The organism is Serratia marcescens (genome assembly GCF_006715005.1).
Lineage (GTDB): Bacteria > Pseudomonadota > Gammaproteobacteria > Enterobacterales > Enterobacteriaceae > Serratia > Serratia montpellierensis.
Genome location: NZ_VFMJ01000001.1, coordinates 5,394,040 through 5,407,547 on the forward strand (window position 1 = coordinate 5,394,040; position 13,508 = coordinate 5,407,547).

Annotated in this window: 4 protein-coding genes and 1 pseudogene; 4 read left to right on the forward strand and 1 reads right to left on the reverse strand. The window is 60.4% G+C overall.

The genetic code is table 11. From position 1 onward, the window contains the following. Positions 1 to 59 precede the first annotated feature (59 nt). Positions 60 to 11,069 carry a hemagglutinin repeat-containing protein gene (locus FHU12_RS26035; protein WP_141972661.1) on the forward strand — a complete coding sequence of 3,670 codons (11,010 nt, stop codon included), beginning with the start codon at positions 60 to 62 and terminating at the stop codon, positions 11,067 to 11,069. Further along, on the forward strand, positions 11,030 to 11,485 hold the full coding sequence (locus tag FHU12_RS26040; RefSeq protein WP_260440760.1) for an Imm63 family immunity protein: 456 nt from the start codon (positions 11,030 to 11,032) through the stop codon (positions 11,483 to 11,485). The genes FHU12_RS26035 and FHU12_RS26040 overlap by 40 nt, the downstream gene beginning before the upstream one ends. A gap of 122 nt (positions 11,486 to 11,607) precedes the next feature. On the opposite strand, the pseudogene FHU12_RS26045 reads toward FHU12_RS26040, so the two are convergent. Next, positions 11,608 to 11,907, reverse strand: a pseudogene (locus tag FHU12_RS26045) (IS1 family transposase); the annotation flags it as partial. A gap of 175 nt (positions 11,908 to 12,082) precedes the next feature. Between FHU12_RS26045 and FHU12_RS26050 the strand changes: the two are divergent. Next, positions 12,083 to 12,487, forward strand: a complete 405-nt coding sequence (locus FHU12_RS26050; RefSeq protein WP_099818033.1) for a TIGR03757 family integrating conjugative element protein — start codon at positions 12,083 to 12,085, stop codon at positions 12,485 to 12,487. A 73-nt stretch (positions 12,488 to 12,560) separates the two neighbouring features. Then, the gene (locus FHU12_RS26055; RefSeq protein ID WP_260440761.1) at positions 12,561 to 13,496 is read left to right on the forward strand and encodes a TIGR03756 family integrating conjugative element protein; all 936 of its coding nucleotides are present in this window, start codon (positions 12,561 to 12,563) and stop codon (positions 13,494 to 13,496) included. Positions 13,497 to 13,508 lie beyond the last annotated feature (12 nt).

A 13,508-nucleotide genomic window follows, 5' to 3' on the forward strand; every position in this document is an offset into this window, starting at 1 on the left:
ATACCGGCAGCGTTGCTGCGCTGACCTGAACGGACTGACTTTTCTCACGGATGTGACCTATGAACAAACATTGCTATCGCCTTATCTTCAGCCGCACCCACGGGGAGTTGCGGGTGGTGTCCGAACTGGCCCGCAGCTGCAGCAGCGAGCCGGGGCAACGCATCGGTTCAGGAATAACAGGTGGAAGTCGTCTGTGGGTCACCGTGCGTCGGTCAGTGTGGCTGCTTGGGCTGTTGATGTTCGCCGGCCCCGTCATGGCAGACGGCATTGTCGCGGACGGCGGTGCCAATCCTTCCCAGCGGCCGGAGGTCATCAATACCCAGAACGGCTTGCCGCAGGTCAACATCACCGCACCCAACCAGGCTGGGGTCTCGCACAACCAGTATCAGCAGTTCGATGTCGACGCCAAAGGCGCCATCCTCAATAACTCAGCGGTGATGACCTCGACCCAGATGGCCGGGATGATACAGGGTAACCCCAACCTCAACCCCAATTCCGCGCCGGCGCGCGTCATCCTCAACGAGGTTAACAGCAACAATCCCAGCCAGCTGCGCGGTTTTATGGAAGTGGCCGGCGGCAAGGCGCAGGTGATTGTGGCCAACCCCGCCGGCATTGTCTGCAACGGCTGCGGCACCATCAACGCCGGGCGCATGACGCTGACCACGGGGCGTCCGCAACTGAATGCCGATGGCAGCGTAGCAGGTTATCAGGTCGAACGCGGCGTGGTGCGCATCGAGGGCGGCGGGCTCAACGGCGATACCCGTCATGATACCGAGTACGTCGACATTCTGGCGCGCGCGGTGGAAGTCAACGCCGGTGTCTGGGCTAAAGAAGGCGTGTCGGTGGTGGCCGGGCGCAATCGCGTGAGTGCGGACGGTAAAACCGCGACACCGCTTTCGGACGACGGCAGCGCCAAACCAGAGCTTGCCATCGACATGGGCCAGATGGGCGGCATGTACAGCGGCAGTATCCGCATGATTGGCACCGAGGCCGGCGTCGGCGTGCGTAATCAGGGCGGACAGGTCCGGGCGGGCAAAACGCTGACCGTGAGCAGCGAAGGCAAGCTCAGCTGGCGGTCTGATACGCCGGATGCGGCCACGCAGGCCGGCGGCGATATCCAACTGGCGGCAAAAGGTGACATTGAGACGCACGGCAACGTGTACAGCGGTGGCCAACTGGCCGTGCAGGGTCGCGAGGGAATGCTGACGCAATCCGGGACGCTGGCGGCGGCCGGGGATGTGCACCTGAACGCCGCGCGCGGCATCCAGAGCAATGGCCACCTGCTGGCGGGCAGTAATGCCGACAGCACGCTGGTCCGGGCTGCCAACCTGCAGCTTGAGAGTCAGGGCGATATCCGCGCCAGTGGCAGTCTGCTAAGTCAAAAAGACGTCAACGCGTCCGGGCGCCGGGTGGATATCAGCGGTGCACGGGTTGCAGCCGGCCGCACCGCGCTGACGGCGCGGGAAGGCGGCGTGGCACTGCGCCAGTCCACCGTTGACAGTGGTGAGCTGGCCGTGAGCACGACGGGAAATGTGGATGCGCAGCAGGCCAACGTCAAGGCCGGGCGCTGGCAGGTGGATGCCGGCATCCTGCTCAACCAGAAAGCCGTCTGGACACAGACCGAGGACAGTGAGAGTCGCTTCTCGGTGACCGGTCATCTGGATAACACCGACGGCAGCATTGAGACTCACCATCTGGTGCTCACGGCCGGGCAGCTCACCAACCAGCGTGGCCGCCTGGCTGCGCTGGGCAACGCGGCGCAGCACTGGCAGGTCGGCGGCCTGCTCGACAATGCCGGCGGGACGGTGGGCAGCAACGGCGACCTGCGTCTCGATGCCGGGCGTCTCGATAATCAGGGCGGCACGGTAAAAACGCAGGCGGGCCTTACGCTCCATGCTAATGGCGCGGTGAATAATGGCGGCGGCAACCTGCTGGCCGGGAACGGCCTGACGCTTGAGGCGGGCCGCGAGCTGAATAATGCGTCCGGAACCCTGAGCGGTCATGACGTACGTCTGGTGGCGCAGCGGTTGGATAACACGCAGGGGCAGGTCATCGGTCAGGGCAATCTCGACCTGACGGCCAGCCGCCTGGATAATCAACGCGGCCTCATTGGTGCCGGCAAGGCGCTGGATATCCATACCGGCGACTGGGACAACCGCGGGGGTACGGCGCAAGGCGAAACGGCCGTCACGGCAACGGCAACGACCCTCAACAACGACGGCGGCAAGCTGCTGTCAGGCCAGGCATCAACCCTGACCACCTCGGGTAACACCAGCAACCGCGGCGGCGAAATCAGCGGCGCGGCGCTGACGGTGAGCACCGGTCGGCTCGACAATACGCAAGGCAAGGTGATTGGCCAAGAGCAGCTTGACCTGCATGCCCGCCAGGGGCTGGACAATACGTTGGGGCTGCTGGGCGCCGGCCAGGCGTTGACCGTGCGGACCGACGGTGAGCTGAATAACCGCCGTGGCACGATATCTGGGAGCGGGCAAACCCACATAGCGGCAGGGAGCGTGCGCAACGAGGCCGGCAAACTGCTGGGCGGGCAACAACTGGTGTTGAACAGTGCGGCTGAGTTGGTGAACCGCGAGGGCGAAATCAGCGGCGAGTCGCTCACGCTAACGGTGCAGCGCCTCGATAACGCTCAGGGCAAGGTGGTCGCCCGGCAGGATGCGAACCTGACGGCGAAGCAAGGGCTGAGCAACGCCGCCGGCTGGCTTGAAGGCGGCAATAGACTCACCGTCAAGACCGATGGCGACTGGGACAATCAGGGCGGCACCGCACAAGGCGGCCGGCAGGTCACCGCCAGCGCGCAGTCGCTCGACAATACTGGCGGGCATCTGCAGTCCGGCGGTGACCTGACACTTGACGCCGCAGGCAATATCCTCAATCGCACCGGTAAACTGACCGCGCAACAGGCCCTTGCCGTTAACGGCGGTGCAACCAGCCTGTTCGATAATGATGGCGGCTCGCTGCAGAGCGGCGGCGACTTATCTTTGCAGGGAGGCCTGCTGGCCAACCGCGCCGCCGGTGTGGTGCTCGGTGGGCAGGCGCTTTCCCTGAACCTGACCGGCGACTGGGACAACCGGGGCGGTACGTTTACCGGCAATGGGCGCACCGAGGTGCGCGCCGCCAATCTGCGCAATGACCAGGGCACCATCAACGCGCTGGGCAGCCTGGACATGCAGTTCACCGGCAAGTTGGATAACAGCCGAGGGCGTATTTTTAGTCAGTCGTCTCAAATGCTGCAGGCGCAGGAGATAGTCAACGCGCGGGGCTGGATGGGCAGTCAGGGCGGCTGGCAGGCGATCAGCGGCGGTTTTGACAATACGGAAGGCAGCGTGCAGAGCCTGCAGGCCGCACAGCTTGCGGCTGACTGGCTAGGTAACGCTAAAGGTGTACTGCAGTCGGCACACGACCTGGCGCTGCGCATCAAACAGAATATCGATAATCGCAACGGCAAGGTTTCGGCGCAGGGGCAGCTTACTGTCGCAGGCGCCCAAGACGGTGAACACGCCGGTGCCATCAATAACGCTGGCGGTCAGTGGCTGGCCGGCGAGGGGCTGCGTATCGCCGCCCGCGCACTCGACAATACGCAGGACGGGCTGCTCTACAGCCAGAAACAACAGCGCCTTACGTTGAGCGATGCGCTGAACAATCGCGATGGGAAAGTGCAAAGTGGCGAGGCGCTTCAACTTGACGCACAAACGCTGAACAATGCCGGCGGGACGATAGACGGCCAGCAACACGTAGCGCTGCGTATTCTTGGCTTGCTGGAGAATACCGACGGTGCCGTGCGCAGCAATGGCGACCAGAAGGTGTCGGCCGCCGGTATCAATAATACGCGCGGCGTATTCAGCAGCCGCGGCGGCATCACGGTGACATCAAAGCAGCTGGACAACGCCGGCGGTACGTTCATCAGTCAGGGAGCGGGTATCTACCGACTTGACCAGCTTAACAATCAGCACGGCAAAGTGCACAGCGGTGAGGCGCTCACGTTCGACGGCACGCAGGTGAACAACCAGGGTGGACAACTGGTGTCGACTCAGGGCCTGACGCTCAAGGCCGGGACGCTCGATAACAGCGGTCAGGGCACGATAAGCAGCCAGTCAGCGCTTGATGTGCGAGCCGATCGCCTGAACAACCGCGACGGCGGGCTGATACTGGGCACTACGCGTACCGACATCACCGCCCGTGATATCGACAATACCGCAGGCCGCCTGCAGAGCAGCGGGCAGATGACCCTCTCGGGAGTCACGCAGTTAGACAACCGTCAGGGACGCATCCTGGCCGACGGCAATCTCGATATCAACGCTGACCGGTCACAGACCGACTCGCCGCTGGCGCTACTTAACCAGGGCGGCCGCGTGGAGAGTGCCGGCGCACTGACAGCAAATGCGCGCACCCTGGATAACCAGAACGGTACCCTGTTGGGGCTACAGGCGCTGACGCTGTCCACGCAGCAGGACTACACCCGGCAGGCCGGTGATACCGTCAGCAGTAACGGCACGGTGACGTTCTCCCTGAGCGGTGCCTTTACCAACCTGGCGGACTGGTTGCTGCCGGGCAATCTGGTGCTCAATGCAGCCAGTATCACCAATCCGGCCACCCTGGTGGGCAAGACGCTGCAGCTGACGACCGGAGCGTTGCAAAACACCGGGCGTATTGAAGCGGACAGTATGACGCTGAACGTCGATACCCTGGACAACGCCGCGGCGCTGATGGGCGACGACATCACCGTGAACGGGCGCATTATTGACAACCACGGTGCGCCTGCAGTGATGGCGGCGACCCAAAGCCTGACATTGCAGGCCGGTGAGCGCCTGACCAACCGGGATGGCGCACTGATTTACAGCGCCGACCACCTGCAGTTGCACAGCGACGACCTGATTGAAAACCGGGCGAGCTTTATCGAAGCGGACGGTGACGCCACCGTCGAAGCCCGCCGCCTGGACAACCTGCGCGAAGGGCTGGTGATTGAGCGTGACGCCGAGAAGAGCGACTACAAATGGCACCGCTACAACTACTACTGGCGGTCTTATGGTTCGGCGGTCAATCCCGACAAAAGCACTATGGCGCCGACCACCCAACAGCTGACCTTCCAGGATGATGCGGCGGCACAAACCAACCGCTATGGCACGCTGCTGGCCATTGATGCGGCGGGCAAACGCGCGCAGGTGCGGGTCAAGGACAACAAAGGCACACTGACCGACCTGTGGGTCAACTACCTGGCGCTCAAACCCAACGCTGATGGTAGCTATGCGATGACGTTCTACGAGACGCGGGGGGGAAACCAGCTGGCGACTATCCCGACGCCGTACCAAAACGGTTTCCACTGGGAGCACGACTGGACGCAGGTGATGACCTGGGACCCGGAGAAGCACATCGATATTGACAGTGCGCCGTTCGTCACCGATTACAACAACCTGCGCGAACGCACCGCGACTGGTACAGTGACGCGCGACAAACTGGTAAGTGAAGGTATCGGTGCGCGTATTCTGGCGGGCGGCAATATGGTGCTGCGCATTACCGGCGCGCTGCTCAATGACGCCAGCGTTATCACCGCCAACGGCAACCTGACGCAGGACGGCGGAGGCAGCGTGGACAACCGCGGTTACTCGGTCAACGAACGGCGTCAGGAGCATATCGTTGACCACATGGATAAAGATACCCACCACTGGTATCCGACGTACAACCATGATGAGACCACGGCGCTGGCAACCGTTGACGGCGTGATCACCGGCAATGGCACGGTCACCATCAACGGCGCCCGCATCACCAACACCACGGTCAATCAGGCGCAAATCAGTCAACTGGATGCGGCATTGAAGGCGGTGGATGCCGAACGCGCCGAGCTTGAGCGCAATCCGCTGGCCTTTACGGTAGAGGGGGCTGCCCGACCTGACGGCGATACGACGTTGGCACAGGGCGAACAGATGACGCAACCCGGCGCCACGCCATCTTCGCCGCTGGGGCGCCCACTGCTGCCGTCTGAGCTGGCGCTGACGCAGTTACAGCATCTGGGCAATGTGGCCACCGCCATCCCCAATAACGGCTTGTTTAGTCAACATACGGCGATCGGCAGCCCATTCCTGGTGGTGACCGACGAGCGCTTTACCCGCCGCGACAACTTTATCAGCAGCGACTATATGCTCGAACGCGTAGGGTATGACCCCGCGCAGGCCCATAAGCGCCTGGGGGACGGTTTTTACGAGCAGCGTTTGGTGCGCGAGCAGGTGCTGAAACTCACCGGCAAACCGTCCGTCAAGGGCTGGGATGCAATGGCGCAGTACCAGCAACTGATGAATAATGGCACTAAAGTCGCCCGGGACTTCCATCTGGTGCCGGGCGTGGCCCTGACGCCGGAGCAGATTGCTGCGCTGCAGCAAGATATTGTCTGGTTGGTGAGCGAGACGGTGCAAACGGAAGGCGGCCCGCAAACGGTGTGGGTACCGAAGGTGTACCTGGCACAGACCACGCTGCGCCTGGCCGGTGATGGTGCGGTGATCGGCGGTGGCGACCTGCAACTCTCGGCAAACAGCATCACCAATGCCGGCAACCTGTTTGCCGACAAAGCCCTGACGGTCGACGCCGGGCAGTTCCTGCATCAGGGCGGCGACATCAAGGCCGGTAGCATTGACGTGCAGGCAGACAGTCTGGCCATGAGCACTAACCTGCAGGACGCGCTGCGCCAGGCGACCATGAGCGCCGGCGACATTCGCCTGCGCGGCACCGATATCACGCTCACGGGGGCGAAGCTTGATGCGACCGATACGCTCAGCCTGAGCGCGCGCAATGACCTGACCATCACCGCCGCGCAAAGCCGCCATACCGCCGACCTTGATGTTATCTCGGGCTCTATGGGCAACCGTACCCGCGGCGGCACGGAAGCGGCCGGCTCCCGGATGGCGCACGTCAGCGGCGAATGGCAGCAGGCTAAGGGGAGTGAACTTAACGCCGGCGGCAACCTCACGCTCAATGCCGGGCGAGACGTGACGTTCACGGGCAGCCAGGCAAAATCCGGTGGTCAGCTTGGCGTGCAGGCCGGCGGCAACATCAATCTCCTGGCAGACAAGACCACCAATACCACGCACCTGGAGGCCAACAGCCGTACGTCATCAGTCAGCAACGACCGCCAGGAAGAGCGCCTGACATTAAGCACGCTCGGCGGCGACCAGGGCGTTACCCTGATGGCAGGTAACCAGCTACTGGCCGAAGGCGCGCAGGTTGACAGTAAAGCGGGGCGTATTGGCGTCAGCGCGCGGGACGTGACCATTAAAGACGCGCGCACCCGCACGCAGGACCAGGACAGCGAAAACAAACGCGAGGGCAAAACCAAAAGCCATCGCATCGAACAAACCGAGCGCGAAATCAGCACCGGCAGCACCTTCAACGGGCGCGAGGGCGTGACCGTGATCGGGCGTGAAGGCGACGTCACGGTCACCGGCAGTACCCTGCACAGTGACCAGGGCGCCATTGCCCTGCAGGCGAAAAAGGATGTCACCCTCAACCATACTACCGACAGCGAACATCGCGTCTCCAGCGAGGAGAGCCGCGGCCGGAAAACTAGAGGTGAGCGCGCCGAAGAAGTCCTGCGGGAAAATGTGGTGGGCAGCACTCTCAGCGGGCAGGGCGGCGTCACGGTGGTGGCGCAGGACGGCAGCATCACCGCCACGGCCAGCACCCTGCACAGCGAACAGGGTGCCGTTGCCCTGCAGGCGAAGCAGGATGTCACCCTCAATACCGCCACCGAACGCGAGTCAACCTTCAGTGAAGAGCGGTCTCAGAAAAAAGGTTTCCTGAAAAAAAGCAGCAGCCACAGTATCGATAACGATGCGACCACCCGCGAGAAGGGCAGCCTGCTGAGCGGGGAGCGCGTCAGCGTCAACGCCGGCAACGACCTGACGGTCTCCGGCTCGGCCATTGCCGCCGACCGGGATGTGAACCTGCAGGCCGGCCGTAACGTCGACATCGGTGCGGCCACCGAGACCGACACGCACTACCGGCTGGAAGAGAAGAAAAAGAGCGGCCTGCTGGGCAGCGGTGGCATCGGGTTCACCATTGGCAAACAGTCGAGCAAACATGAAATCGACGAAAAAGGCCGGACCCAGAGCCAGAGCGTCAGTACCGTCGGCAGCAGCCAGGGCAGTGTCAACATCACCGCAGGCAACCAACTGCACATTGGCGGCGCCGACCTGGTGGCGGGCAAGGACCTGGCTCTCACCGGTGACAGCGTGACCATTGACCCGGGTTACGACCAGCGCACCCGCAAGGAGACCTTCGAGCAGAAGCAGAGCGGCCTGAGCGTGGCGTTGTCGGGCACCGTGGGTGGCGCGCTCAACACCGCCGTCAGCTCGGCGCAGCAGGCGAGAAAGGAAGGCGACGGACGCCTGAACGCGCTGCAAAACACCAAGGCGGCGCTGTCCGGCGTACAGGCCGCACAGGCGCAGGCCAAGGGAGACCTGATGGGGGACGACAAGGCCGCCGGCCTTGGGGTCAGTGCCTCGCTGGGCAGCCAGTCGTCGAAAAGCGAGACGCGCACCGAAAGCAGCCTGTCGCAGGGCAGTACGCTCACCGCCGGGCAGAGCCTGTCGGTTACCGCCACCGGAAAGAACCACACCGGGCAAAGTGGTGATATTCACATTACCGGCAGCCAGCTCAAGGCCGGCGGGGAGACAACGCTTGACGCACATCGTGACCTGCGGCTCACGGCTGCGGACGACACGCAAAAGACCGACGGCAGCAACAGTAGCCGGGGTGGCAGCGTGGGCGTGAGCGTCGGGGTGGGTCAGAACAGCGGCGTGAGCGTGTTCGCCAACGCCAACAAGGGCCAGGGGCGCGAGAGTGGCAACGGCACCACCTGGAACGAGACGACCGTGGACAGCGGCGGCTCGGTGACGCTGCACAGCGGGCGGGATACCACGCTTGCCGGCGCCCAGGTCAGCGGGGAGAAAATTACTGCCGACGTCGGCGGCAACCTGACACTCGGCAGCCGGCAGGACAGCGACCGCTATGATGCGAAGCAGAGCAGCGTCAGTGGCGGCGTCAGTGTGCCGATTGGCGCCGGGACCGGCTCGGTCAACCTGAGTGCCAGCCAGGACAAGCTGCACAGCAACTTCGACTCGGTGAAAGAGCAGACCGGGCTGTTTGCAGGCAAGGGCGGCTATGACATCAAGGTTAAAGAACACACCCAGCTTGATGGCGCGGTGATAGCCAGTACCGCGGAAAAAGACAAGAACCGTCTGGAGACTGGTACGCTGGGTTGGACGGACATCCACAACCAGGCGGACTACAGCGCGAAGCACAGCGGCGGCAGTCTCAGCACCGGCGGACCGGTGGGCAAAGACCTGCTGACCAATATGGCCGGCGGCATGCTGTCGGGCGCCAACAACAGCGGGCATGCCGAAGGCACGACCAAGGCCGGCGTCAGTGAGGGTACACTGCTTATCCGCGACACCGACAAACAGCAGCAGGATGTGGCGCAGCTTAACCGGGATACGGATAACGCCAACGCCGGCAGCATCAGCCCCATCTTTGACAAGGAAAAGGAGCAGAACCGGCTCAAACAGGCGCAGCTGATAGGAGAAATCGGCGGTCAGGCGATGGATGTTATCCGCACGCAGGGCGACCTTGCGGGGCTTAAAGAGGCCCTGAAGGCGCATCCCGAGCTTAAGGGCAACGAGACGGCGCTGAAGCAGACCGACGCCTACCAAAAGGCGATGAAGGAGTACGGCACCGGCAGCGACCTGCAGAAGGCGGCGCAGGCGGTGACGGGGGCGCTGACGGCACTGGCGGGCAACAACCTGGCGGGAGCGCTGGCGAGCGGGGCCTCGCCGTACCTGGCGACGGAAATCAAGAAACTGACTACCAATCCGCTGACCGGTGAAGTCGACGTTGCTGCCAACACAATGGCGCACGCTGTTCTGGGCGCGGTGACCGCGCAACTGAATAACCAGTCGGCGCTGGCCGGTGGGCTGGGTGCCGGCGGTGGTGAACTGGCGGCGCGCTACATAGGCGGCCAGCTGTTCCCGGGCAAGACGGCGGAGCAACTGAGCGACGTGCAGAAACAGCAGGTGAGCGCCCTGAGTCAACTGGCGGCAGGACTTGCAGGCGGGCTGGCGACGGGCGATACTGCAGGAGGCATGACGGCGGCGCAGACCGGCAAGAATGCGGTTGAGAATAACTCGCTGGCCGGGGACAAAGCGCGGGAGTCAGTTAAACAAAGCGCAGAATGGTGGAAAACTCAGGTCAGGGATAAACTGGGGGAAAATATCGCGTCCCAGCTTGTCAATGGTTTGATTAATGCCAGCAGTGAAACCAGTGACTTCGTGATGCTCGGTGGGGATACTGCATTCGATTTGACAGCAGCACTGGCGACCTGTGCAACCGGAGGCAGCTACTGCGGTCAGGCCCAAAGTGATTTAGCGAAAAAAGATGCAGGAGCGGCAGCCACACTGACTGCCATCATGAATGGCGATGCGTGGGAAGGGATTAAATCCACAACCATTAAAGCGGCCAATGGCGATCAGAAGGCACTGGAGAGTTTTGCTGGGGTATTATCAGGCGCTCTAATTTCAGCGAAGATCCTTCCTTCAGAGGGAGCATCGGCCAATGTTGTTGGCAAAGTTGAATCACCAAACCTTAAAAAACCATCTAATAACCCCAATAGTTCAAGTGCCGTTACCGATGTTGAGGCTGGCGGGTATTCTTATTATGATCAATTCAAGAATGCCAATGGGGGATGGGATTGGCCTAAGAATTTAGGATTTGAAGGGGATCCTATCAAAACCACAATACCTGTAGGCACTCGCTTGGATAGATATGGTGAGCCTGGTGGTTCTTTCCTTGCACCAAAAGGAACACCTTACGAACAACGTGCACTTGCGCCTGGTGCTAAAGCTGAAAAATATTATGAATATGAGGTAGTAAAACCATTGCCTGCCATTCAAGGAAAAATTGCTCCTGCTTTTGGTGAACCAGGTGGGGGGATTCAAATATTACCTAACATGCAAGAACGAGTGAATGTTGATTGGCTGGTGAAAAATGGATATCTACGGGAGATAAAGTAATTATGCTGCTTTCTTTTTCTGAGATACAAAAAAAGGTAAACGATCTAGGGAAGAGTGTGGGGATTCCTGAAAGTGATTTGCACATTTTCTCATCATCACCTGGTGATGGTAGGCCACATATTTCCTATGATGGTGGGTTGTACAATTATATATACTCTGAGAGAGGGGTGGAGTTTTTTAGAAAAACAACGAATTCAAAAGATGAGTTGCTTTTTTGGATTATGTCTGACTTTATTTATAAAGTTGCCTTTCAATATGAACTGGAAAATCATGTTGAGAACAGAGATGGGCGGCGAGTTGCATTTAATAAAGTGCTTGATCTTATGGGTGTTATTAGTGATGAATGGAGATTAAAGGCTCAGGATGAAATTGATGATATCCTCGCTAAAAATCCGTATACCGATACTCTTAAATAAAAGTAACAAAATCCCGGCCAATGTGACCGGGATTCCTATATCTAAGGCCCTGACGCCGTAGATAAATGGTTTAATTTACTAATCAGTAAGTTTAATCAATGTATTTTTGGTAATGACTCCAATTAGTAGAACATGTATTTTTCGATGAGGGCCCCAATGACTTTTTCATGAAGCTCTACAGAGCGTGAGAAGCAGATGGTTCTTTGGGCCAGGCGTTTGATTCGGGTTCTCAGCGTCAGGTTGTTGCGCTCAATGCGTTGAGTAAAAATATTGCCGGTCAGATGCTTTTCCTTCGGCACCTTTCTGGCATAACTCCCCCAGTCGTCGCTGGTTATCATCCCAATGTTAAAAGGCTTGAGCAGCGTCAGTAATTCGCGGCAGGTTTCGTTGGTTCGTGGGCCAAAAGTCTGGGCCAGTACATTGTCCGCTGGAAAATTCAAGCTGTACAAGTCAATAGCCTTTGAGAGTGAGCTATGGCAGAGCTTCATTCCGCCGTTTGGTAGGGAAATTATCGCAATCCAATAAAGACTTCTTTGCTGTCTTTCTGAGCGCTCCATAGCATCCTGTGTGGATTCTATCCACGCAGGAGTGTACGCCATGAAAATCAGCACGTTGCTGACGTTGTTCCCTCTGCTGATGCCGGCATCGGTGCTTGCCGGCACGGTACTGTATACCGATTCCCACCATCCCCCGACGAATAATGATGCTTCCGTGACCGTGATTTATCTTGACGGTCCGGAGCAGTTGCAGACGCAGCTCTTCGGCGCACTGTCGTCGAACCCGGATGAAGCGCAGCGGCAGGCGCAAGCCGTACTGCAGTCACCACAATGGCAGGCGCATGAAGAGGAGCTGGCCACGGTTTACCGCGCGGTGGTGCGCGCGTGGGAACTGGGCGTCAAAAAAGTCCCCGCGGTCGTGTTTGACGATCGAGATGTGGTGTATGGCACCGCCGATATCGCCCGGGCCACCGCGTTGCGCGTGAAGTCATTGGAGGGCCAGTGATATGCAACGATCTCCTTTGCAGTTGGCATCACCCGGACAACCCCGGCTGACCCTTAAATCCTTCGGTGTGGCCATGATGCTGTCTGCGGCCGGTGTGCCGGCGGCGAATGCCGCGCTCAACAGCGCGCAGATTGTTGCCAGTGCCGTGTCACAGTCCTGCATCAGCTGGCGAGTCAGCGGCATTTGCTACTGGTTGTTCTGCAGTTGGGGCGGATGCACCGTCAGAACCTCGGTCAAAGTTTCCCATTTCATCCCGGAGGCGGTGGTGTCGGCGTATAACACCCCGGGAGGCAATCCGTGGCGTGAGATGTCGATGGTCAGTCAGGCCGCCGGCGGACTCGAAAGCAGTATCACCAGCGCACTGGGCGGTGTTGCTGCCGGCGGTGGCAACAATGAGCTGAAAACCCCCGGGCAGCGTAAAACCAACCTTCACTTCAAGTATGCCGATGCCATTGGTCATCCGGCGACGACCCTGATTGGCGGCAGCATTGCCGGCTATTCGTGCCGCAGTGCTGCGACCCCTTTTGTGCCGTATTTCCTCAGCACGCTGGACAGCCTGGCATGGCGTACTGGTATGCCGGAATCCCTCTATCCCGAAGCGTTGGTGCCTGGTCAGCGTGAGGTCGGCAGTCAGGCGGCCGCGAATATGTGGGGCAACGTCTACCCCCGTTCGGGATTTGTGACTCAGGTCGATGACGACAAGGCGGGGGCTCTGGTGGCACAGCGGGTGGCGGACATCATCACGCGCTCTGGTCAGCCGCACGTCTACCAGCCCCTGATGGGCCAGCGCTCGGAAGGTTACTGGCCACCAGGGGCCGTTCAGGAAAATACCGGAACCAGCAACCATAAATGGCAGCGCCTGGCGCCGCAGCTCAGCCAGTCCTGCGCCGTGTTCCCGGATGGCGATCATCCGCCGGCTGCGGATGCGAACGCTGCCTTTGCCCTGTGGCAACCCTACAGCTGCTGCCAGCGCCGCGGGCAGCGTTTCCTCTACAGCACGGATTTTTGAGGCATAAATGAT